General features: G+C 71.5%; 20 protein-coding genes. 16 read left to right on the top strand and 4 right to left on the bottom strand.

Going from position 1 to position 21,820, the window contains the following annotated elements:
- Positions 1-87 precede the first annotated feature (87 nt).
- The 10 genes from ribD (at position 88) to IEY86_RS04090 (ending at position 8,847) form a co-directional block, all read left to right on the top strand.
- Positions 88-1,206: a bifunctional diaminohydroxyphosphoribosylaminopyrimidine deaminase/5-amino-6-(5-phosphoribosylamino)uracil reductase RibD gene (gene ribD, locus IEY86_RS04135; RefSeq protein ID WP_189130340.1), complete on the top strand. Its 1,119-nt coding sequence runs from the start codon at positions 88-90 to the stop codon at positions 1,204-1,206.
- Positions 1,207-1,836 (top strand): riboflavin synthase, encoded by a 630-nt coding sequence (locus tag IEY86_RS04130; protein ID WP_189130122.1) that lies wholly within the window; start codon positions 1,207-1,209, stop codon positions 1,834-1,836.
- Positions 1,833-2,483 carry a nicotinamide mononucleotide transporter family protein gene (locus IEY86_RS04125; protein WP_189130121.1) on the top strand — a complete coding sequence of 217 codons (651 nt, stop codon included), beginning with the start codon at positions 1,833-1,835 and terminating at the stop codon, positions 2,481-2,483. The genes IEY86_RS04130 and IEY86_RS04125 overlap by 4 nt, the downstream gene beginning before the upstream one ends.
- On the top strand, positions 2,480-3,760 hold the full coding sequence (locus IEY86_RS04120; protein ID WP_189130120.1) for a bifunctional 3,4-dihydroxy-2-butanone-4-phosphate synthase/GTP cyclohydrolase II: 1,281 nt from the start codon (positions 2,480-2,482) through the stop codon (positions 3,758-3,760). Before IEY86_RS04125 ends, IEY86_RS04120 begins: the two co-directional genes overlap by 4 nt.
- Positions 3,761-3,806: 46 nt before the next feature.
- Positions 3,807-4,292, top strand: a complete 486-nt coding sequence (ribH, locus tag IEY86_RS04115) for a 6,7-dimethyl-8-ribityllumazine synthase (protein WP_189130119.1) — start codon at positions 3,807-3,809, stop codon at positions 4,290-4,292.
- Between the two features lie 37 nt (positions 4,293-4,329).
- On the top strand, positions 4,330-4,599 hold the full coding sequence (locus IEY86_RS04110; RefSeq protein WP_189130118.1) for a phosphoribosyl-ATP diphosphatase: 270 nt from the start codon (positions 4,330-4,332) through the stop codon (positions 4,597-4,599).
- A 127-nt stretch (positions 4,600-4,726) separates the two neighbouring features.
- Positions 4,727-5,575: an ATP phosphoribosyltransferase gene (gene hisG, locus IEY86_RS04105; protein WP_189130117.1), complete on the top strand. Its 849-nt coding sequence runs from the start codon at positions 4,727-4,729 to the stop codon at positions 5,573-5,575.
- A gap of 62 nt (positions 5,576-5,637) precedes the next feature.
- Positions 5,638-6,174, top strand: a complete 537-nt coding sequence (locus IEY86_RS04100; RefSeq protein WP_189130116.1) for a PH domain-containing protein — start codon at positions 5,638-5,640, stop codon at positions 6,172-6,174.
- A gap of 184 nt (positions 6,175-6,358) precedes the next feature.
- Entirely contained in the window at positions 6,359-7,813 is a 1,455-nt protein-coding gene (locus IEY86_RS04095; protein ID WP_189130115.1) for a hemolysin family protein, read from the top strand.
- A complete protein-coding gene (locus IEY86_RS04090; RefSeq protein ID WP_189130114.1) occupies positions 7,810-8,847 on the top strand; it encodes a hemolysin family protein in 1,038 nt (345 codons plus the stop codon). The genes IEY86_RS04095 and IEY86_RS04090 overlap by 4 nt, the downstream gene beginning before the upstream one ends.
- A 99-nt stretch (positions 8,848-8,946) precedes the next feature.
- On the opposite strand, the gene IEY86_RS04085 is transcribed toward IEY86_RS04090, so the two are convergent.
- Both IEY86_RS04085 and IEY86_RS04080 read right to left on the bottom strand, forming a co-directional pair.
- Positions 8,947-10,827: an AAA family ATPase gene (locus IEY86_RS04085; RefSeq protein ID WP_189130113.1), complete on the bottom strand. Its 1,881-nt coding sequence runs from the start codon at positions 10,825-10,827 to the stop codon at positions 8,947-8,949.
- A gap of 490 nt (positions 10,828-11,317) precedes the next feature.
- A complete protein-coding gene (locus IEY86_RS04080; RefSeq protein ID WP_189130112.1) occupies positions 11,318-11,935 on the bottom strand; it encodes a uridine kinase family protein in 618 nt (205 codons plus the stop codon).
- Positions 11,936-12,156: 221 nt separating this feature from the next.
- On the opposite strand from IEY86_RS04080, the gene IEY86_RS04075 reads away from it, so the two are divergent.
- Positions 12,157-13,341 (top strand): M24 family metallopeptidase, encoded by a 1,185-nt coding sequence (locus IEY86_RS04075; protein WP_189130339.1) that lies wholly within the window; start codon positions 12,157-12,159, stop codon positions 13,339-13,341.
- A 611-nt stretch (positions 13,342-13,952) separates the two neighbouring features.
- Positions 13,953-15,326 carry a C39 family peptidase gene (locus IEY86_RS04070; RefSeq protein WP_189130111.1) on the top strand — a complete coding sequence of 458 codons (1,374 nt, stop codon included), beginning with the start codon at positions 13,953-13,955 and terminating at the stop codon, positions 15,324-15,326.
- 604 nt (positions 15,327-15,930) lie between these two features.
- Here the strand turns inward: IEY86_RS04070 and IEY86_RS38610 are convergent.
- Both IEY86_RS38610 and IEY86_RS37470 read right to left on the bottom strand, forming a co-directional pair.
- Positions 15,931-16,158 (bottom strand): winged helix DNA-binding protein, encoded by a 228-nt coding sequence (locus tag IEY86_RS38610; protein WP_229698146.1) that lies wholly within the window; start codon positions 16,156-16,158, stop codon positions 15,931-15,933.
- A gap of 270 nt (positions 16,159-16,428) precedes the next feature.
- Complete coding sequence (locus IEY86_RS37470; protein WP_265803669.1) at positions 16,429-16,821, bottom strand: fumarylacetoacetate hydrolase family protein; 393 nt, start codon at positions 16,819-16,821, stop codon at positions 16,429-16,431.
- A gap of 329 nt (positions 16,822-17,150) precedes the next feature.
- On the opposite strand from IEY86_RS37470, the gene IEY86_RS04055 reads away from it, so the two are divergent.
- The 4 genes from IEY86_RS04055 (at position 17,151) to IEY86_RS04040 (ending at position 21,709) form a co-directional block, all read left to right on the top strand.
- Positions 17,151-17,618 carry an AfsR/SARP family transcriptional regulator gene (locus IEY86_RS04055; RefSeq protein WP_189130108.1) on the top strand — a complete coding sequence of 156 codons (468 nt, stop codon included), beginning with the start codon at positions 17,151-17,153 and terminating at the stop codon, positions 17,616-17,618.
- 943 nt (positions 17,619-18,561) lie between these two features.
- Positions 18,562-19,344: a hypothetical protein gene (locus IEY86_RS04050; protein ID WP_189130107.1), complete on the top strand. Its 783-nt coding sequence runs from the start codon at positions 18,562-18,564 to the stop codon at positions 19,342-19,344.
- Positions 19,344-19,661: a PqqD family protein gene (locus IEY86_RS04045; RefSeq protein WP_189130106.1), complete on the top strand. Its 318-nt coding sequence runs from the start codon at positions 19,344-19,346 to the stop codon at positions 19,659-19,661. The genes IEY86_RS04050 and IEY86_RS04045 overlap by 1 nt, the downstream gene beginning before the upstream one ends.
- A 62-nt stretch (positions 19,662-19,723) precedes the next feature.
- Positions 19,724-21,709, top strand: coding sequence for an AfsR/SARP family transcriptional regulator (locus tag IEY86_RS04040; protein WP_189130105.1), 1,986 nt, complete (start codon positions 19,724-19,726; stop codon positions 21,707-21,709).
- Positions 21,710-21,820: the final 111 nt, after the last annotated feature.

Raw genomic sequence — 21,820 nt, 5'->3', positions numbered from 1 at the left:
GCGACCCGTCTTTTCCCGCCACCCCGGAGTCCGCGCCCAAGACGCGGCAGGAGGACTCCGGTGGCACCGCTCCCCGAAGCCGACGCCATGCGCCGGGCCATCCTGCTCGCCGCGCGCGGCCTCGGCTCCACCAGCCCCAACCCGATCGTCGGCTGTGTCGTCCTCGACCCCGCCGGAGAGGTCGTCGGCGAGGGCTGGCACGAGCGCGCCGGAGGCCCCCACGCCGAGGTCAACGCCCTGCGGCAGGCGGGGGAGCGCGCCCGCGGCGGCACCGCCGTCGTCACCCTCGAGCCCTGCAACCACACCGGCCGCACCGGCCCCTGCGCGCTCGCCCTCATCGACGCCGGGATCACCCGGGTCGTCCACGCCGTCGCCGACCCCCACCCCCTCGCGAACGGCGGCGCCGCGACGCTCGCCGCCGCCGGCATCGACGTCGAGGGCGGCCTGCTCGCCGACGAGGCCGCCGCGTCCAACGAGGCCTGGCTGATCTCGGTACTGCGGGGCCGCCCGTTCGTGCTGTGGAAGTACGCGGCCACACTCGACGGCCGGATCGCTGCCCTCGACGGCAGCAGCCGCTGGATCACCGGGCCGCAGGCCCGCGCCGACGTCCACCGGTTGCGGTCCGAGGCGGACGCGGTCGTCGTCGGCTCCGGCACCATGGCCGCCGACGATCCGCACCTGGCCGTCCGCGACCACGAACACCCCGGCCGGCCGCAGCCGTTGCGCGTCGTCCTCGACACCGCGGCCACCGCCACCAAGGCCGGCGCCCGCGTCCTGGACGGGGCCGCCGCCACCCTCATCTGCGTGGCCGAGGACGCCGAGGCCGCCCACCTTCCGCGGGGCAGCCTCCTGCGGCTCCCGCGCGCCGCCGACGGCACCGGGCTCGACCTGACCGCGCTGCTGGCCGCCCTGCACGACCGGGATGTGCGCTCGGTCCTGCTGGAGGGCGGCCCCACCCTCGCCGGAGCCTTCGTCCGCGCCGGATTCGTCGACAAGGTCGTCGGCTACCTCGCGCCCGCCCTGCTGGGCGCCGGACCCACCGCCCTGGGCGGTGCCGGAATCACTTCCATCGGACGGGCGTTGCGCCTCGATGTGGCCGAAACCACGCGCTTCGGACCGGACCTGCGCATCACCGCCTACCCACGGCCCGCGACACCGGACACGCGCGTCACGGCCGCGGCGTCCGCCACCACCGAGGAGAGCTGAGTGTTCACCGGAATCGTCGAAGAACTGGGTGAGGTCGTCGCCGTCGAGGAACTGGGCGACTCGTCCCGGTTGCGGCTGCGCGGCCCCGTCGTCACCGAAGGCGCCAAGCACGGCGACTCGATCGCCGTCAACGGGGTCTGCCTGACCGTGGTCGACACCGCGGACGGGGAGTTCACCGCCGACGTGATGGCGGAGACTCTCAAGCGCTCCAGCCTCGGCGCGCTCCGGCCGGGCTCCCGCGTCAACCTCGAACGCCCCATGGCGCTCGGCGGCCGCCTCGGCGGACACCTCGTCCAGGGCCATGTGGACGGCACCGGCACCGTCCTCGAACGGATTCCCGGCGAGCACTGGGAGATCGTCAGGATCGCCCTGCCCGCCGAACTCGCCCGCTACGTCGTCGAGAAGGGCTCCATCACGGTGGACGGCATCAGCCTCACCGTGGTCGACGCCGCCGCCGACCACTTCACCGTGAGCCTGATCCCCACCACGCTCGAACTGACCACCCTCGGGATCAAGCAGCCCGGCGACCCGGTCAACCTCGAGGTCGACGTCCTGGCCAAGTACGTCGAGCGGCTGCTCGCCCACGGCGGTCCCGCCGCCGTCGGCGTCCCCGGAGAGGTGACCGCGTGAACGTCCTGTCCTGGCTCAACGACCCCGCGTTCCACGCGCTGGGCAAGCCCGTGCCGTACTCGGACATGTTCGGCAACATCCTGGCCACAGCGACGATCGGCCTCGCCATGCGCCGCTCCCTGTGGAGCTGGCCGGTGCAGATCACCGGCTCCCTGCTCCTCATCGCGGCCAGCCTGTCCGCCCACCTCGGCGGCAACGCCACCCGCCAGGTCGTCATCATCGTGGCCGCCCTGTGGGGCTGGGCCCGCTGGAACCGCGACCGCCGCGACGAGGGCGCGGTCAAGGTCCGCTTCGCCACCAACGCCGAGCGCCTCGGGCTCGTCGCCGTCATGGGCGCCGCCACCGTCGGCTACGCGCTCTTCCTCGACACCGTCGGCTGGTCCTGGGCCCCCTGGCCCGACGCCTACATCTTCGTCGGCTCCGCCATCGCCATGTACGCACAGGCCAAGGGCTGGGTCGAGTTCTGGTTCGTCTGGATCGCCGTCGACATGGTCGGGATCCCGCTCCAGATCAACAGCGGTCTGATCTTCTCCGCTCTCGTCTACGGGGTGATGTTCGTGATGGTCCTGTTCGGCCTGCGCGACTGGTGGCAGCGCTCGCGCGTCAACGCAAGGCAGCAGCCTGTTCTCGAAGGGATCGCAGCATGAGCGCCTCAACAGCCGCACTGCACGCACTGGCCGGCGAGGACGACCTGTGTCTGGACCCGATCGAGCGCGCCGTCTCCGACATCGCGGCCGGACGGCCCGTCGTGGTCGTCGACGACGAGGACCGCGAGAACGAGGGCGACCTGGTCTTCGCCGCCGAGCTCGTCACCCCCGAGCTGGTCGCCTTCATGATGACCGAGTGCCGGGGCCTGATCTGCGTGCCCATGCAGGGCCCGGACGTGGACCGGCTCGAGCTGCGGCAGATGGTCGAGGACAACACCGAGAGCATGCGCACGGCCTTCACGGTCTCCGTGGACGCCAAGCACGGCACCACCACCGGCATCTCCGCCGCCGACCGCGCCCGCACCATCCGGCAGCTCGTCGACCCGGGCTCCGTCCCCGGGGACTTCGTCCGCCCCGGCCACATCTTCCCGCTGCGTGCCCGCGAGGGCGGGGTGCTGACCCGCAACGGCCACACCGAGGCCGGCCCCGACCTGTGCCGCCTGGCCGGACTGCACCCCACCGCGGTCATCTGCGAGATCGCCAACGAGGACGGCACCATGGCCCGGCTGCCGCAGCTCGTGCCGTTCGCGCGCAAGCACGGCCTGTCGATCGTCTCCATCGAGGACCTGATCGCCTACCGCCGCAAGGCGGAGCCGACCGTGCGCCGCGAGGCAGAGACCCGGTTGCCCACCGTCCACGGCGCGTTCCGCGCGTTCGGCTACCGCAGCACCACCGACGGCGTCGAGCACATCGCGCTCGTCGCGGGCGACCTGGAGTACGGCCGCCTCGCCGACGGCGAGAACGTCCTCGTCCGAGTGCACTCCGAGTGCCTGACCGGCGACGTCTTCGCCTCCCAGCGCTGCGACTGCGGCCCGCAGTTGCAGGCCTCGCTCAAGCGGGTGGCCGACGAGGGCCGCGGTGTCGTGCTCTACCTGCGCGGGCACGAAGGCCGCGGCATCGGCCTGATGCACAAGCTGCGCGCCTACGAGCTCCAGGAGTTCGGCCGCGACACCCTCGACGCCAACCTCGAGCTCGGCCTGCCCGCCGACGCACGCGACTACGGAGCCGGCGCGCAGATCCTCGCCGACCTCGGTGTCCACTCGCTGCGCCTGCTCACCAACAACCCGGACAAGACCTCGGCCCTCACCCGTCACGGACTGAAGGTCCTCGGCCGGGAACCCCTGCCCGTGCAGGCCGGGGAGCACAATCTGCGCTACCTGCAGACCAAGCGCGACCGCATGGGCCACGACCTGCCGTGGCTCGGCGACCCCGCCTGACGCACCACCCGAAGCACTGAAACGCTGTGAACGACCGAGGAGAGACGTGAGCGGTAAGGGCGCACCCGAGATTTCGGTACGCAACTGCGCGGACCTGCGTGTGGCGGTCATCGCCGCGCAGTGGCACGAGAAGGTCATGGACGGGCTGGTCGCGGGCGCGCTGCGCGCTCTCGGCGAGCTCGGCATCGACGAGCCCACCGTGCTGCGCGTCCCCGGCAGCTTCGAGCTGCCGGTGGTCGCCAAGGTCCTGGCCACCCGCGGCTACGACGCGATCGTCGCCCTCGGCGTCGTCATCCGCGGCGGCACCCCGCACTTCGAGTACGTGTGCCAGGGCGTCACCAACGGACTGACGCAGGTCGGCGTCGAGACCGGCGTCCCCGTCGGCTTCGGCGTGCTCACCTGCGACACCGAGGAGCAGGCCCTGGACCGGGCGGGCATCGCCGGATCCACCGAGGACAAGGGGCACGAGGCGGTCACCGCGGCCGTCGCCACCGCGGCCACGCTGAGGTCCGTCTCCGAACCATGGCGGTGACGGGGGCGCCCGCGCGACCCGGTAGGTTGTAGCCACCATGGCGAAGACATTCGACGAGCTCTTCACCGAGCTCCAGCACAAGGCCGCCTCCGGCGACCCCGCCTCGTCCCGTACCGCGGAACTCGTCGCCGCGGGTGTGCACACGATCGGCAAGAAGGTCGTCGAGGAGGCCGCCGAGGTCTGGATGGCCGCCGAGCACGAGGGCGCCGACCGCACCGCCGAGGAGATCTCCCAGCTCCTGTACCACCTTCAGGTGATGATGGTCGCCCGCGGCATCAGCCTCGAGGACGTCTACGCTCATCTGTGAGCCGTCGGCCCGGACGGCGGGCGGGTCCCGCCGTCCGGGCCCACCGCCACCGCGAAGGTCCAGCACATCCGCCGCATCCCCTCATCCCCGCATCCCGCGAACAACCTCCCGAAGGGTCTGACCTCCCATGCTGCGCATCGCACTTCCCAACAAGGGTTCACTGTCCGAGCCTGCGTCGGCGATGCTGCACGAGGCCGGATACCGCCAGCGCAAGGACTCCCGCGAGCTCGTCCTGGTGGACCCGGAGAACAACGTCGAGTTCTTCTTCCTCCGCCCGCGCGACATCGCGGTCTACGTCGGATCCGGACGCCTCGACATCGGCATCACCGGCCGCGACCTCCTCCTGGACTCGGGGGCCTGCGCCGAGGAGATCCTCCAGCTCGGCTTCGCCCGCTCCACGTTCCGCTACGCCACGCTCCCGGGCACGGCGAAGGACGTCAGCGAGTTCGGCGGCATGACGGTGGCCACCTCGTTCTCCGGCCTGGTCGCCAAGCACCTCGCCGACAACGGCGTGGACGCCTCCGTCGTCCGCCTCGACGGGGCGGTGGAGACCGCGATCAAGCTCGGCGTCGCCGAGGTCATCGCGGACGTCGTCGAGACCGGCACCACCTTGCGCAACCAGGGCCTGGAGATCATCAGCGACCCCATCCTGGATTCCGAGGCCGTCCTCATCCGGCGCGTCGGAGCCGACCCGGACGACGCCCGGGTCAAGCAGTTCGTGCGCCGCCTCCAGGGCGTCCTGGTCGCCCGCCGCTACGTGATGATGGACTACGACATCCGCGCGGAGCACGTGGAGGAGGCCGTGGCCCTGACCCCCGGCCTGGAGTCGCCGACGGTCTCCCCGCTGCACAACGAGGGCTGGGTCGCGGTCCGCTCCATGGTGCCGCGCAAGGAGGCACAGCGGATCATGGACGACCTGTGGGAGGTCGGCGCCCGCGCCATCCTCGTCACGGACATCCACGCCTGCCGCCTCTGACCGGCGCCCCGAAGCCGCCCCGCCCGGTCCAGAAGCCGGTCCACGAAGCCGGTCCACGAACGATGAAAGCGCCAGACGTGCCTGCCCCCGCCGATCTGCCAGATCTCCCGGCCACCTTCCGGCCGCGGCGCACCCGCGTCGTACTCCTGAGCACCGGAGCGGCCCTGCTCGCGGTCTTCACCGTGATCGCCGTCGCCCTGCCCCACGACGGTCCCACCGCGTGGGGCACGGGGGACCGGGCCACCTTCGTCGGCACCGGCCTGGTGATCTTCGCCGTCCTCGCCGTGCTCTCCCGGCCCAAGATCGTGGCCGACCGGGACGGGGTCACCGTGGTCAACCTCACCGTCAAGCGGCGCCTGGAATGGGCGGAGCTGGTCCGGGTGAACCTGCGGCCCGGCGACCCCTGGGTCTACCTGGACCTCGCCGACGGCACCACCATGGCCGCCATGGGCATCCAGCCGGGCGCGGGCCGGGACCGGGCGGTACGGGCCGCGGGCCGCCTGCGGGCCCTGGCCGAGGCCTACGGGACCGGCCGGGCCCCCGGCGGCCCGGGCACCCCCGGTGCCCCCGGAGGAGACGGCGGGGCGGGCACGGACTGACGCCGCCCGCTGTCTTGTCTACTCTTGTCTCAGCGGCGCCGCAGCGCGCCCCGAGCCCCGTGTCTACGACCCGTATCCGCGGACCGTACCTACCCGAGGAGTGACACTCTCCGGCGATGGACCCATCGTCCTGCAGTACCTGCGCCGCCTCGTCCGCCCAAGCCCGGAGCGGGGAGGTGGCGCCATGACAGTCCCCCTCCTGCTCCTCGCCGCCGCCCTGGCCCTGATCCTCGCCAACGGCTTCTTCGTGGCGGCCGAGTTCGGCCTCGTGGCCGTCGACAAGCCCGCGGTGGAGCGCGCCGCGGCCGAGGGCGACCACCGCGCGCGCCGTGTGCTCGAAGCCCTGCGCGAGCTGTCGTTCCAGCTGTCCGGGACCCAGCTCGGGATCACGATCACCTCGCTGGTCGTCGGTATGCTCGCCGAGCCCGCCATGGCCGCGCTCCTGAGCGGACCGTTCGCCTCCGTCGGCATTCCGGAGCCCGCGGTGCACACCTGCGCCGTGATCGTCGGCATGCTGCTGGCCAGCGCCGTGCAGATGGTCATCGGTGAGCTCGTCCCCAAGAACTGGGCGATCTCCCGGCCCCTGCAGGTCACCCGCTTCGTCGCCCGCCCGCAGCTGCTGTTCTCCGCGGTCTTCAAGCCGATGATCACCCTGCTCAACACCTCCGCGAACCGCATGGTCAGGGCGCTGGGCGTCGAGCCCACCGAGGAACTGGCCTCCGCGCGCACCCCCGCCGAGCTGGTCTCCCTCGCCCGGCACTCCGCGCGGGCGGGGGCCATCGAGGAGGACACCGCCGACCTGTTCGTGCGCACCCTCAACCTCGCCGAGCTCACCGCCATCTCGGTGATGACCCCGCGCGTGCGGGTCTCGGCGCTCGAGGACACCGCGACCGCGGCCGACGTCCTCAACCTCACCCGCGCCACCGGCCTGTCCCGCTTCCCGGTCTACCGCGAGCGCCTCGACGAGGTTGTCGGCGTCGTCCACCTCAAGGACGCGCTGGCCGTTCCACCGGCGCTGCGCGACCGCCGCCCGGTCGGCCGTATCGCCGTCCCCCCGCTGCTCGTTCCCGAGACCCTCCCGGTCCAGGAGCTGCTGGAGCGGCTGCGCCACGAGCAGCCCATGGCCGTCGTCGTGGACGAGTACGGAGGCACCGCCGGCGTGGTCACCCTGGAGGACATCGTCGAGGAGCTCGTCGGCGAGGTCCGTGACGAGCACGACGCGGTCGACCTGCCGGAGCTCGCTCCCGCGCCCCCCGAGAACGGCCATCCCGTGTGGGACGCCGACGGCAGCTGCCGCGTCGACCTGCTGGAGCGCATCGGCCTGCACGCCCCCGAAGGCCCCTACGAGACGGTCGCCGGCCTCGTCGCCGACGTGCTCGGAAGGATCCCCGAGGAGGGCGACACCGTCGTCCTGCCCGGATGGCGGCTGCGGGTGCGCGAGGTGGCCCACCACCGGGCCGAGCGGGTGCGCCTGGTGCGGATCGGCGGCAAGGGCGAGGTCCCGGCGCCGCCGCGGACCGCCAACCCGCGGTCCGCCGACTCCCGGACCGACGGCACACGGGGCACCGGCACACGGGGCACCGGCACACGGTCCGCCGATTCCGGTTCCGCCGACTCCTCGGGGCAGGTGCGGCGATGAGCTTCCTGCAACTGCTGTTCGCCGTCCTGCTGGTCCTCGGCAACGGCTTCTTCGTCGGCGCGGAGTTCGCCCTGGTCTCCGTGCGCCGAAGCCAGATCGAGCCGCTCGCCGTGAAGTCGGCGCGTGCCCGCACCGTGCTCCAGGGCCTGGAGAGCCTTCCGCAGATGATGGCGGCCGCGCAGTTCGGCATCACCGTCTGCTCGCTGACCCTCGGTGCCGTCGCCGAGCCGACCGTCGCCCACCTGCTCGAACCCCTGTTCCACGCGGTGCACCTGCCCGAGGGCCTGGTCCACCCCATCGGCTACGTGATCGCGCTGGCGGTCGTGGTCTTCCTCCACCTGGTCGTCGGCGAGATGGTCCCCAAGAACCTCGCCATGGCCGCCCCGGAGAAGACGGCGGTCTGGCTCAGCCCCGGCCTGGTCACCCTCGCCCGCCTCTTCCGGCCGGTCACCGCCGTCCTCGGCGCGTGCGCCCGCCTGGTGCTGTGGCTGTGCCGGGTCGAGCCCAAGGACGAGGTCGAGTCGGTCTTCACCAGCGAGGAGCTCACCCACATCGTGCAGGACTCCCGTCAGGCCGGGCTCCTGGACAAGGGAGAGCAGCAGCGCCTGGAGGACGCGCTGGAGCTGGGCACCCGCCCGGTCACCGACGTCCTGCTGAAGACGGAGACGCTCATCACCGTCGTCCCGGCCGTCACCCCGCGCCAGGTCGAGGAGCTGACCGTCCGCACGGGCTTCTCGCGCTTCCCGGTAACCGGGCCCGGTGGCTCCTTCCGCGGCTATCTGCACGTCAAGGACGTGCTCGACCTGGAGGACCCCGACCAGGCGGTCCCGCAGCGGCTGTGGCGGCCGATGACCACGATCAGGGACGAGATGCCCCTGGACGACGCGCTGACCTCGATGCGCAGGGCGGCCTCGCATCTGGCGGCCGTGGCCGACGGCGAGGGCAGGGTGCTGGGGCTGGTGACCCTGGAGGACGTGCTGGAGACCCTGGTGGGCGAGGTGCGCGACCCCTCCCACCGCGCGGCCCGGGCGTGAGCCCCGGATCGGTGGGTGCCGGGCACCGGTCGGGTGGTGCTCCCCTTCGGTGGTGCTCCGGTGGTGGCGCTCCGGTCGTGGTGCTCCGGCCGGGTGGCGTCAGTCGGGCTGGTCCGGGTCGCGGCCGCGCAGGTCGCGCCCGGACAGCACCTCCCCGTACGCCTGCATCAGATCCGGCAGCCGCAGCGTCGAGAGGTCTTCGCGCGTAGGAACGGTTTCAAGGCCGGAGAGCCGCAGATCGCGGTAGGCGCAGCTCTTCTCGTACAGGGTGCGCACGAAGCGGCCGTTGCCGAGTTCGTCGATCCACCACTGCTCGACGACGTGCCCGCTTATGCTGCGCAGCTCGTCGAGGGCGTCCTCGTCCCAGGTGTCGCCGTTCTCCGCCGCCAGCACCTCGCCTATGCGCATCAGCTCCAGCGGGCGGTAGCTGGGGAAGTCGACCCGGGTGGTGAAACGGGAGTTCAGCCCGGGGTTCGCCGCCAGAAGCCGGTCCATGCCCTCCGGGTACCCGGCGAGGATCACCACGAGCCGGTCCCGGTTGTCCTCGGCCCGCTTGAGCAGGACCTGCAGAGCCTCGTCTCCGTAGGCGTCGCCCTTGGTGTAGCCGGAGTTCGCCAGGCTGTACGCCTCGTCGACGAAGAGCACCCCGCCGAGTGCCGAGTCGATCAGCTCGTTCGCCTTCACCGCGGTCTGGCCCAGGAACTCACCCACCAGGTCCGCCCGCTGGGCCTCCACGAGGTGCTCGCCGTCCAGCAGCCCCAGGGCGTAGAAGACCCGCCCGAGTATGCGGGCCACCGTCGTCTTGCCCGTCCCCGAGGGGCCCGAGAAGACGAAGTGCCGCTTGGGCGGCTGCACCGGCAGCCCCTGTCCGGCGCGCAGCCGCGCCATCCGCAGCTGGGCCGACAGCGCCCGCACCTGCCGCTTGACCGGATCGAGCCCCACCATCTTCTCCAGCTCGGCCAGCGCCTGCGCCAGCAGAACGGGGTCGGGGGCGCCCAGCACCGCTGAGCGCGGCGGCACCGGAGCGACCGGCAGCACCGCCTTCTCCCGGGGCCCGTCACCGCCGGGCCCCGCCGGCTGCCCGGCCCACGGCGCCCGCCCGTCCAGCAGCTCGCCGCCGGACAGTGACTCGCCACCGTCCTGGGTCTCGCTCCCGCTCATCTGCCCCAGACCGGCCAGCGGCACCGGGGCCAGGTCGCCGGCGTCGTCGTCCAGACCCTCCCCGGCCATGATCGCCGCCAGCCTCGCCGCGGTGTCCATGAACGAGGGATCGACCCGGTGCACCGACCGGTACAGCGGCAGCGCGGCCGCGCTGCGGCCCGTCCCCTCACGCGCCCGCGCCAGCCAGTAGCGCAGTTCCTTGCGCTGGGGCTGTTCGGACCGGCAGCGCATCAGCGCCGTCGCCAGCAGAGACTCGGCCTGCGCGCACAGCTCCAGGCGCACCCGCGCCATCCCGCCGAACAGGCCCGCCTCGATTCCGAGCACCGGATCGTCGAGGAGCGGCTCGGTGTGCTTGATCAACTGGTCCCAGTCCTTGACCAGATAGGCCCGGCAGGCGTGCAGGAACCGCGCGCCGGGGTCCTCCTCGACGGGAGGGCAGTCCCCCAGCGCCTGCTCGAGTTCGGCCACATGGCGCCCGTCCAGCCAGTGGGAGGCGTACGCCAGCAGCAGGTCGCGGCGGGTCTCCAGCACCGGCTGCACCCACCAGCCGAGCCAGTACCAGGAGTTGAGTGAACGGCCGTGTGCCTCGCGCTGTTCGCCGAAGCGGTCGCGGTGCCGGTGCATCTGCATGAGCGCGGTCGTGGTGTCCACGCGCAGGGCGTGCAGGCCCAGCCAGGCGTCGGCCATCCCCGGATCGAGGCGCACCGCGACCCGGAACTCCTCCTCGGCGTGTGCGTAGGCACCCACCGTGTAGGCGTCGACAGCACGCAGCCAGGCAAGGTCGGCGGGGGTGCCCGACCTCTCTGCGCTGAAGTCCATCAGGTCCCCCACAAAAGTCCCCCGCGTCTCCCGCCGAGTGTGGGAACCACCTTTCCACGGACGGGAGTTGACCAGGCGCGGGCAAGTGGTGGCCGCCCGCGCGCTCCTTCGCATGGTACCGGCGGCGGGTGGCTCGGGAAGACCGCGCCTCCTCGCGACGCGGCCGGGGGCGGGGATCCGGCCAGTGCTGGAGGAGGGGTGGAAAGCGGTTACACAGGGTGAGGCGGCAGAGGGCTCCGCACCGTGCGGGAGCGGCCCCGGGCGCGGCCGCCGCAGGCCTGTGCGTGCAGCGCCGGGAAAAGGCGAAGCCCCCGGTCACGGGGGAACAACCGGGGGCTTCGCGTACATGGGCGGCACTTCGTCCGCGCATTGAGAACGTAAGTCCTGTCCGTGCCCCCGGTCAAGCTTGCCCTCCGGAGACGAAAGAGGACGCACCGCATCCAGCGCACACCGATCTTGACTGGTCACCCAGAGTGAAAAAATGGGCAGATCAACGGGGGGACAAGCGCCTCTCGAGCACCTCGTAACCGTCCGGCACCGCACGCACCAGAAGGTCCGCGTGGTCCCGTGTCGGATCGGCTGCGAAGTGCCCGGCCTCCGCCCGCTCCCAGCCCCGCCAGAACGCGTGCAGGTCCGGCCCGTCGCGCAGCTCACCGCGGGCATGGGAGACCTCGGCGGGCACATCCAGCCACAGCACCTGGGACAGATGGGGCCGCAGGGCCCGCCGGCCCGCGCCCACACCCTCCACGAGCACCACGTCGGCGACCGGCACGGACAGCTGCCCGGCGAACCGGCGGGCCACCCAGTCGTAGACCCCGTGCACGGCCCGCTCGCCCCGTGACAGGGGCTCGACGACCTGCGTGACAAGGCGGTCCACCCAGTCGAAGAGCTCGTCGTGCGTGGCGAGGTCGTCCAGGTGCACCACCGGAGCGCCGCCGAGCTCGCGGGCCAGCCGCCCGGCGAACGTCGTCTTGCCGGACCCGGCGTGCCCGTCCACCGCCACCAGCCGTACCGGCCCGCAGGACGGCGGCAGCCCGCGCAGCCGCGCGGCGGTCTCCTCAAGACCTCCCACCAGGTGCGGAGCGCTCGGCCGCGGTTCATCTCCCATGGGGCCAGCCTAGGGAGCGGGTGGACGGGTGCGTGATCGCGGTGGCCGGCACGGGGGCGCGGCGGTACTGGGGCGCGGGGGCGCGGCCGTGGGCGGGTGAGCGCGCCAAGGGGCGGTCGGGGCCGTGTGGCCTTCGGCCGGTGCCGTACGACGGTCGCCATACCGGTACGGCCGTCGCCGGGGCGGGTGGTTTGTCCTACCGTGTGAACGTGAGCGATCAAATGCACCGGCTCTTCCCCGCCCAGCGCCTCGAACAGGCCCGCAAGGCGGCCGCCGACCACGGTCTCGACGCCCTTCTCATCTCACCCGGTTCCGACCTGCGCTACCTGACCGGGTATCACGCTCTGCCGCTGGAGCGGCTGACCTGCCTGGTGGTCCCGGTGCAGGGGGACCCGTTCCTCGTCGTACCCGCGCTGGAGAAGCCCGCCGCCGAGGCCTCGCCCGTGGGCGGCCTCGGTATCGACATCACCGGCTTCAACGAGACGGAGGACCCCTACACCCTCATCGCGGGCCGACTGCCCGCCGGGGCGGCGGGGTTCGCCACCGCGGGTCCCGCCCCCGCCGCTTCCGCCCCCGCGGGGGTCGCCGTCGACAACCACATGTGGGCGGAGAAGCTCCTCGCCTTCCAAGCCGCCCTGCCGGGAGCCCGGGTGAGCCTGGCCGGGGACGTGCTGCGCGAGATGCGCATGCGCAAGAGCGCGGCGGAGATCGACGCGCTGCGCCGGGCGGGGGCCGCGATCGACCGTGTGCACCGGCGCATGGGGGAGTGGCTGAGCGCCGGGCGCACCGAGCGCGAGGTGGCCCGCGACATCGCCGACGCCATCATCCAAGCCGGGCACGCCACCGTCGACTTCGTCATCGTCGCCTCGGGCCCCAACAGCGCCAGCCCCCACCACGAGGTGGCCGACCGGGTGATCCGCCCCGGCGACCCGGTGGTGGTCGACATCGGCGGCACGACGGAGGAGGGGTACTGCTCGGACTCCACCCGCACGTACGCGGTGGGCGAGCCCCCGGCGGAGTTCCGGGAGCTCTACAATGTGCTCCAGCGCGCGCAGGCCGCCCAGACCCGGGCGGTGCGCCCGGGCATCACCGCGCAGGAGTTGGACGCGGTGGGGCGGCGCATCATCGCCGACGCCGGGTACGGCGACCACTTCATCCACCGCACCGGGCACGGGATCGGCCTGGAGACGCACGAGGAGCCGTACATCGTGGAGGGCAGCGAGCTTGCGCTGGCTCCCGGAATGGCGTTCTCGATCGAACCGGGCATCTACCTGCCGGACCGGTTCGGCGCGCGGATCGAGGACATCGCCGTGTGCACGGAGGACGGGGGCGAGCGGCTCAATCTGACGGCGCGGGACCTCGCGGTGCTGCCCGCGCAAGGGGGCGGGCGGCTGGGGGAGGGGTAGGCAGGGGCGCGTAGCGGAACGGAGCCCTCAATTCAGCGGCCGGAGACTTCAGCGGGGGTCAACCTGCTGTCAATTGGGTCGTAGAAGTGTTGCGCGCAACGTTTTCGGCGTAACCTTTGAAGCGCGGAATTCACCGAGTGGTGAATGAAGCCCTCCGCTGAGGGCTGCCCTCTACTGCTCCGCGGTGCGGGTCCCCGTCCCGCACCGCGGAGCGCGAGTCGGCGCGTCCCCCGTCGCCGAGCTGGAGCCTGCCTTCCGCCCGTGACCGGAAGGCAGGCTCTCAGCGCTTCGGGGGATTGGGCCTGCACGTTCCGTACGCGCCAAGCGCCTCCCCGGCGGCCCGCGGTACGACCGTGACGGTGCGCGGAAGCCGCCCCGGGCTCTCGATGGGCGCGAGATCCACTCCGGAAAGTACGGCGGGGCGGCACGGTCGAGTCGGTGCGCCGCACACGTGATCACGCCGCAGGCAAAACATCTTCCGGCCGTCCCATCGGACGAACCCCTTCCGGACCCTGGTACGCGACCGGTCCCCGCGGGAATAGTGACTGCAGCCGGCAACTGAACGGCAGTCAACCGACCGACCGCAGCCGACGTCACAGGGGGATCCCCAGATGACCCGACCCGCCCCGCGCCGCGCAGTCCTCGCCGCCGCCATCGCCGTGGCGGCCACGGCCGCCGCTCCGAAGGCGACCGCCGCACCCGCGGCCCTCGCGAGCCCGACCGCCCCCGGCCGTCACGGCAAGGAGGGCGTACCCGTGGACCACCACTCCTGGCGGTCGTACTTCGACTGGCGCTCGGGCTCCGGGCAGGGGGTCCGCGTCGAAGGCGGCTCACGCCCCGGCATCGTCATCGGGCACCCCGCGGGGACCACCGAGTACACGGACCCGCACACCGGCAGGAAGAGCACCTGGGAGACCAGCACATGGACCTCCCGGGACCACGCGGTCACCTTCGGCGCGACCGAACTCGTCGCCTCCTGGAACGCCCGTACTCCCGCCGGGACCTGGATCCAGGTGGAGATGCACGGCACGTACACGGACGGCACCGAGACCCCCTGGTACGTGATGGGCCGCTGGGCCGCCGGCGACGCGGACATCAAGCGCACCTCCGTCGACGACCAGACCGACGCCAAGAGCACGGTCTGGACGGACACGTTCTCGATCGACGACGCCACCACCGGCCTGAGGCTGGCCTCCTACCGGCTGCGCGTCACCCTGTACCGCGCTCCCGGAGCCAAGGTGAGCCCGAAGGTGTGGCGCGCCGGGGCCATGGCCTCCGACATCCCGGACCGCTTCACCGTCCCGGCCTCGACCCCGGGCTTGAAGGCGGGGGCCGAACTCACCGTCCCGCGCTACTCGCAGGAGATCCACAAGGGCCAGTACCCGGAGTACGACAACGGCGGCGAGGCCTGGTGCAGCCCCACCTCCTCCCAGATGGTCCTGGAGTTCTACGGCCGCAAGCCCACACCTGAGGACCTCTCCTGGGTGGACCCGGCCTTCGCCGACCCCCAGGTCTGCCACGCCGCCCGCCACACATTCGACTGGCAGTACTCGGGCTGCGGGAACTGGCCGTTCAACGCGGCCTACGCGGCCACCTACCGCGACATGGAAGCGGTCATCACCCGCCTGAGCTCCCTCAACGACGCCGAACGCCTCGTCGCGGCAGGTATCCCGGTCATCACCTCCCAGTCCTTCCTCGCCTCGGAACTCGACGGCGCGGGCTACGGCACCTCGGGCCACCTGATGTGCGTGGTCGGCTTCACGAAGGACGGCGACGTGATCGCCAACGACCCTGCCTCGAAGGACGACGGGGCGGTCCGCCGCATCTACAAACGCCGCCAGTTCGAGAACATCTGGCTGCGCACCAAGCGCTACAACGCCCAGGGCCAGGTCAGAAGCGGTACGGGAGGCATCGCGTACATCTACTGGCCCCGTGACCCAGCACCGAGTCAGCGCCGCGCCCTGCTCAGTGTCGGGATCCGCTGACCCGTCGAACGGCCTCGTGCACGGCTGCCCACGTCGCACCCGGTAGGCGTCCAGGGTCTCGTGGGAGAAGATCTGCCCGGGTGTGAACAGCCCTCCGGTCAGCCCCTGTTCGTACGAGTACCCAAGGAGGGTCCGCAGCGTGATGTCGTTGGCGGCCACTTCGTACGGCCAGTAATCGGTGCCCAAGAGCGAGCGGGTGCGCTCGACCTCCTCGTACAGCCAAGGCAGCGAGTAGCGAAGGGCGTTGGTCTCGCCGATCCGGCGCAGGGCCGGCGACCGGGACTGCTCGAACGCCTTGCAGGGGGAGCGCGCCAGCCAGGGGCGGGCTTCGTGGACGTCCCGCCGCAGTGCCACCAGCGGAAGGTCCTGGAGGGGAGGACGGGGACGGCGTTGAAGTCGCCGTCGCGGGACAGGTTCATCACGTACGAGGACAGCGACAGTTCGGCGGCGTCGAACTCCTTGCACCGCAGCATCCGGTAGAAGACCTCCTCCGGCGCGAGCGCGATGTACGTGAGCTCGGTGCCCTCGGGGACGACCGCCCCGGTGCGCAGGGCCTCCGTACGGTCGTACTCCCCGCAGGCCAGGGCCACGGGGACACGGGTTCTCATTCGCGGTCACCTCCCGGCGGCGCCGCGTCGCGCATGGCCTCACCGGCCTCCACGAGGCTCTGCAGGATCCGGACGAGTTCCTCGCGGTCGGACCCGGGGAGGACTTCGACCAGGCGGTCGGTCATCTCGGCGGCCGCCCGGGAGACTTCCGCGAACACCTGTTCCCCTGCGGGGGAGAGCGCGAGCAGGTTGCGCCTGCGGTCCGCGGGGTCCTTGCTGCGCACGATGTGGCCGCGGGCGGTGAGCCGCTTGACGACCTCTGCGACGGTGGAGGTGTCCAGGGGACCCGGCGGGAGATGGAGTTCTGGTCGGTCAGGGGTTCCTCGGCCACCGCGCTGAGCACGGCGAACTGAGTGGAGGTCACCTCCGAGGAGACCCCGGTGGCCCACAGATGGGTGTGGACCTGCTGGGCGTGCCGGATGAGGTGGCCCGGCTGCTGGTACATGTCGATGCGCAGGGCTGTCTCCAGAGCGACACGGTCAGGGTGTGCTTGTTCATCGCTCCGCCTTGTGTCCCGGCCGGTCGAGGTAAGGGATCGCCCCGTCCGCGCTCACGGCCACCTCGAGTGTTCCGATGCGGTCAATGGTGAGGCAGACGGCGTCCCCGTGAGCGAGGGGCCCCACCCCGGCGGGCGTGCCGGTGGCGATGATGCCGCCGGGATGGAGGGTCATGGCGGCGCTGACGTAGGCGATGAGCTCCCGGACACCCATGGCGAGCGCGCCGGCGGCGGCGTAGTTGGGCGGGATGTCGTTGTTGGAGAAGTCGAAGATCTGGGTGGAGAAGACCTGGAAGCCGGCCGGCCCGCCGATGATCAGCGGGATGTCCAGGCGGAATGTGACCGGATCCGGCAGGTCCAAGCGCTCCGGGCCCTGTTGGCGGCAGGCCATGGCCGACTGTTGGCTGAACTCTGTGACGGCTCCGCGCGTTCGGTATGGGAGAGGGGCATGTTCGAGGACGGGAGTCGATGGCATGTCGGTACGGTTCGGCTTACTCGGCACGATCGAGGCCTCAGCCGAGGGCCGGCCGGTCGAGCTCGGCCCGTCCCAGCAGCGACTGGTGCTCGCGGCGCTGGCGGTGGACGTCAACCGCCAGGTGACGGCCGATCGGCTTGTCGCCCGGGTGTGGGGGGGAACGGCCCGCGCCGCACGCTCGCGTGGCGCTCTACAGCTATCTGTCCCGGCTGAGGCAGGCATTGGCCGTGGCCGCGGGCAACTAGGTGCGGATCGCCCGGCGGCACGGCGGCTACACGCTCTGCGCCGACCGCCAGGCAGTGGACCTGCACCGGTTCCGCCATCTCGTCACCCAGGCGCGGGCGCCGGAGGAGGACACCCGGACCGCGGCCCTGCTGGAGCAGGCGCTGGCCCTGTGGCGCGGCCAGGCCCTCACCGGCGCGGACACCCCGTGGGCCGAAGCCGTGCGCGAAGCCCTGCACCATGAACGCCTCGCCGCCGAGTCGGACGTCACCGATGTCCGGCTGCGTCCGGGCCACCACACCGAGCTACTGGGCGGGCTGCGTACCCGCGCCCGGCAGCATCCGTGGGACGAGCGGCCGGCCGGGCAGCTCATGCTGACCCTGCACCGGTGCGGACGGTCCGCGGAGGCGCTGGAACACTACGAGCGCGCCCGGCACCCGGCCCGGCGCCCAGCGGGAGTCGGTGCTTCAAGTTGCGTGAAACGCATGTGAAGCGTGCATCGTGTGAACGGTGACTCTCGGTGGTGATTCCGAGATCGTCGTTGCGTCCGAAGTGGTCGGAACGAAGCCGGCCGACAGTCAAGGAGAGTGATTTCTCGGGGCGATTCGGCTTACCGGTGGCCGAGCGTCGATGGTTTTTGAGTCGCCGGATCCGTAATCCAAACTGTGGACACAGACTTCTGCCGCTGAACCATGAGCAAAATCGCAGCAGCGCCTCGGGCAGGCGACAACCCCGGGGGTGTGGCGGCTGGGCCTGGCGGCGCGGGCCTCGTCCCCGATCGTGGAGTGCGCCGAGGGTGGTGACGCAGGCGCGGGGCTTGGTGGAGAAGCGGCCGCTGGAAGCCGAGCTGCGGGCCCAGGTGGGCAACCGAAGGAGTCGGCGGTTGGTCGGGCGCCGAGGGTCGGCCCCGGCGGTGCGGACCAAGCCGGCCGCGGGGCCGGAATGGCCCCTTGGCCGATTTCGGCGATCCGTCTCAGGCGGCGGTGGAGGGTGCCGGCCGCCCTCTCGGCGCCCTTGGCGGCGTACTTGGCGGCGTACCCGGCGACCCTGCCTTCCGTGATCGCGGTCCGTCCTGGGAAGGGGCCCCCGGGCGACGGCGCCCCTTCGCCGACCGCCGGCCGCTGTGCGCCGCCGAGTGCCGGGAATTCCCGAGGGGCGAAAGGGAAGACGATTATTGGCCACTCTCAAGCTGGCGAAATCTGGCACTGCGTCACTACGCTTGTTCTGTACTAATTTCAAGTACTGAATCCTGTGACCGACATCGCATTGAGCTTGCCGATGTGTCTCTTAAGATCGTTGCTAGAGTCAATTAATGAACACCTGGTGCGGGGATGACCTGCACGCGAGAGTGGCCCAGGAACCAAGTGTTCGCGGCGCCGACGATCTCGGCGGACCGCGCATACGCAATGGGAGCAATGGGAAAGGCAGTACCGCATGACTTACGACATGTCCGGTGTGGTGGCCGAGCTCGAGAGGCGGAAGCTTCTACCGGAGCATTACGACACGGTGTTCGCGAGCGGATCCCTGATCAGAGGCTGGGGCAATCCGACCAGCGACCTCGATGTCCACGTGGTGACACGGGACGCCTGGACCAGCGGCATCGACGAGACCAACCATGTGGCGCTCGAACCGAACACCCTGCAGTACGAGCAGATCTTCGTCGCCGGCCGCCGGTGGGACATCGAGTACTGGACCGCGAGCCAGGTCGAGCAGGTTCTGGCCAAGGCCTCCACGGAGCAGTTCGACGACGACCAGGGCGCCTGGCGCACCCTCAGCTACCACGAGATCGCCCTCCTGGAGCGCCTGCCCTACGCGGCCGCCGCGGACTCGGGCGCCTGGCTGGAGGCCGTCCGCGGCCGACTCGCCGACTCCGCCCACAGGTCCATCCTGATCGTCAACTCCTTGAAGCAGGCTGACAGTTACACCGAGGACGCAGCGGGTCAGATCGCCCGCGGAGACGTGCACAGCGCCGTCATCGCCTCCCGCACCGCCTTCAACCACGCCGTGGACGCGCTTACGGCGAGTCTCGGCCAGTTCGGCAGCCTGTGGCCGAAGTGGCGGGCCCGCCGCATGCAGATCCTCGACCCCGAGTTGCTCCCATTCGAGGAGTACTGGGCCATCGAGACGATGCGCTCCTTCGATCCCGAGAACCCGCAGAAGTGGATAGAGCAGACCATCGCGGTCTGCCAGACGATCTCCACGGAGGTGTCGGTCTGATGACGCACGAGGACAATGCCGGCCACGTCACCGTCGGTCCCGGCTCGGTGGCCTCCCTCCCGCTGAACGTCAAGATCCGCAACCACCGCGGCAAGACGGTCGTCGGCGGATACGAGCACTTCTTCGAACTGACGGATTCGGCCGCCTACATCTGGCGCCAGATCGACGGAACCCGGACGGTGAGCGACATCGCCGCGCTCATCGCCAAGGAGTACGACATCGATCAGGAATCCGCGACGCAGGACATTGTGGACCTCTTCGCCGAACTCGCGGCCCATGAAGTCGTGAAGATCGCCGAGAGTGATTCCCAGCCGTAGTGGCGTACAGGAACCGGTATGTCTTCTTCCTGTACGGCCCGGTTTGATTTCGGGGGAAATGGATGCTGGATGATCTCCAGTTCGGTGTATTCGGTCCGCTGACCGTTCGGCGGAACGGAACCGCCATCGAAATCCCGCAGGCAAAGCACCGCGTCCTCGTGGCGGCTCTGCTACTGCGTGCCAATCGAGTGATGACGTCGGAAGAGCTCATTCAGCAATTATGGGGAAGCGAGCCCCCCTTGACCGCCCGCAAGACGCTCCAGGGCTACATCGCCCGACTGCGCAAAGTGCTCGGCGCCGAGGCCGTCGTCAGCCGCTCCTCCGGCTACGCCATCGTCACCGACGGGGACCGGCTCGACCTCGAACGCTTCAACCGCGCGGTGCGGGAGGCGGAGTCCGCCCAGGACCCCGCCGAGCGCGCCCGTCTGTTCCGCGTGGCGATGGACGAGGCGGGCGGGACCCCTCTCGTCGACATCCCGTCCGAATACCTCCAGCACGGTGACGGCGCGGCTCTGACGGAACGCTGGCTGAACACCGTGGAAAACTGGGCCGACGCGGAAATGGCGGTGGGGCGGCACTCCGATGTGCTGCCGCGGCTCAAAGCGCTGGTCTCCGAACACCCTTTCAGGGAAAGCGCCTGGAGCCGGCTCATGAAGGCCCTCCACCGAGCCGGGCGGCAGGCCGAGGCACTGAGCACTTATCAGGAGGCACGCCGCCTGCTGGCCGAGGAACTCGGCATCGAACCGGGGCAGGAACTGCGCGCCGCCCACGAACAGATCCTCGCCGGGTCCGATCGAGCCCCGCTGGAGCGGCGCGAGCCGGCGCCGAGGACGCTTTCCGCGGCCCCGTCCCCCGCCACTCCGTTCACCCTCCCTCCCCGGCTCGCTGAATTCGCGCGCCCCGCGATCGAGTCGGGGATGATCCGACGGCTGCTCGACCCGCCGTCGGACGGCCAGGACGGCCAGAACGGCCAGGAGGCTCTGCCGCAGCGCACGCTCGCGCTCCACGGGGCCGCCGGCATGGGCAAGACCACCTTGGCCGTCCGCGTGGCACACGCGGTCAGCTCCACCTTCCCGGACGGCCAGTTGTTCGTGGAACTCCAGGGAGAGCGAGGACCCCGGACGCCCGAGGACGTCCTCGGCGAGCTGGTGCGCGCCCTTGGCGTCGCCCCGGAGTCCGTACCTGCCGGGCTCGGCGAACTCGCCGCCCTCTACCGGGGGCTGCTGTCCCGGCGCCGGATCCTGGTCGTGCTCGACGGCGTCCGGGACGAGGCCCAGGTACGGCCACTGCTGCCGGCCTCGCCGACCTGCGCGGCGATCGTCACCAGCCTGGAGATGCTGTCCACACTCGGCGGCACCTGCCACATACGCCTGGGGCTGCTGTCCTCCGAGGAGGCCGGGGACATCCTCGGCCGGATGATCGGCCGCGACCGGCTGGCCGCGGAACAGCAGGCGGCGGACGACCTCGTGGAGTACTGCGGCCGGCTGCCGCTCGCCGTCCGGATCATCGGCGCCCGGCTCCTGGAGCGCCCCCACTGGCGCATCGGGCACCTGGCGCAGCGGATGTCCTCCACCCGGCGCAGACTCGACGAGCTGCGGGTCGGGGACCTCAGCGTGCGGGACAGCCTCGCGGTCGGGCACGGCTGCCTCGACCCGGCAGAGCGCCGGGCGTTCCGGCTGCTGAGCCTGCTGGAGATGCCGTCGTTCCCCGCGCATGTCGCGGCGGCCGCGCTCGGGCTCCCCGACGACCGCACCGAGGAGACGCTGGAGCGGCTGACCGCGCTGCACCTGCTGGACGCCGACTTCGTCGAGGCCAGCGGTGTGCGGTTCGCCTACCATCCGCTGGTCCGGCTCTACGCCCGTGAGCTCACCTTCGACCAGGACCCGGTGCAGGCCCGGCACCGGGCGGTGCAGAGCGCGCTCGCCGCGTGGTACTCCAGACCGTCGCGGCCGCGTGTCCCCGCCCGGCTGACCGCCGCCGATCCCACTGCCGCCGGGTGGGCCGCCCGTGGTGCGACCGCGCCGACGGCGCTCGGCTTCACCGCCTGACGGCCTTCTCCCCTCCCCTCGCCGTGCGCTGTCCGCGCGCAGCGCGTCCCGGCCCGTTGCGCCACCCCACGCGGCGCGTCCGGCGACCGACCGAGAACCAGGAGAACCGAC

Source organism: Wenjunlia tyrosinilytica (assembly GCF_014646055.1).
GTDB lineage: Bacteria > Actinomycetota > Actinomycetes > Streptomycetales > Streptomycetaceae > Wenjunlia > Wenjunlia tyrosinilytica.
The sequence above is the reverse complement of the archived record's forward strand: the minus strand, read 5'-3'. Positions and strand labels throughout refer to the sequence as shown.

Bases quoted from the DNA above. Each gene is read 5' to 3' on its own strand.
- ribD (WP_189130340.1), top strand. From the start codon at position 88: ATGCGCCGGGCCATCCTGCTCGCCGCGCGCGGCCTCGGCTCCACCAGC.
- IEY86_RS04120 (WP_189130120.1), top strand. From the start codon at position 2,480: ATGAGCGCCTCAACAGCCGCACTGCACGCACTGGCCGGCGAGGACGAC.
- IEY86_RS04110 (WP_189130118.1), top strand. From the start codon at position 4,330: ATGGCGAAGACATTCGACGAGCTCTTCACCGAGCTCCAGCACAAGGCC.
- hisG (WP_189130117.1), top strand. From the start codon at position 4,727: ATGCTGCGCATCGCACTTCCCAACAAGGGTTCACTGTCCGAGCCTGCG.
- IEY86_RS04100 (WP_189130116.1), top strand. From the start codon at position 5,638: ATGAAAGCGCCAGACGTGCCTGCCCCCGCCGATCTGCCAGATCTCCCG.
- IEY86_RS04095 (WP_189130115.1), top strand. From the start codon at position 6,359: ATGACAGTCCCCCTCCTGCTCCTCGCCGCCGCCCTGGCCCTGATCCTC.
- IEY86_RS04090 (WP_189130114.1), top strand. From the start codon at position 7,810: ATGAGCTTCCTGCAACTGCTGTTCGCCGTCCTGCTGGTCCTCGGCAAC.
- IEY86_RS04085 (WP_189130113.1), bottom strand. From the start codon at position 10,827: ATGGACTTCAGCGCAGAGAGGTCGGGCACCCCCGCCGACCTTGCCTGG.
- IEY86_RS04080 (WP_189130112.1), bottom strand. From the start codon at position 11,935: ATGGGAGATGAACCGCGGCCGAGCGCTCCGCACCTGGTGGGAGGTCTT.
- IEY86_RS04075 (WP_189130339.1), top strand. From the start codon at position 12,157: ATGCACCGGCTCTTCCCCGCCCAGCGCCTCGAACAGGCCCGCAAGGCG.
- IEY86_RS04070 (WP_189130111.1), top strand. From the start codon at position 13,953: ATGACCCGACCCGCCCCGCGCCGCGCAGTCCTCGCCGCCGCCATCGCC.
- IEY86_RS37470 (WP_265803669.1), bottom strand. From the start codon at position 16,821: ATGGCCTGCCGCCAACAGGGCCCGGAGCGCTTGGACCTGCCGGATCCG.
- IEY86_RS04050 (WP_189130107.1), top strand. From the start codon at position 18,562: ATGACTTACGACATGTCCGGTGTGGTGGCCGAGCTCGAGAGGCGGAAG.
- IEY86_RS04045 (WP_189130106.1), top strand. From the start codon at position 19,344: ATGACGCACGAGGACAATGCCGGCCACGTCACCGTCGGTCCCGGCTCG.
- IEY86_RS04040 (WP_189130105.1), top strand. From the start codon at position 19,724: ATGCTGGATGATCTCCAGTTCGGTGTATTCGGTCCGCTGACCGTTCGG.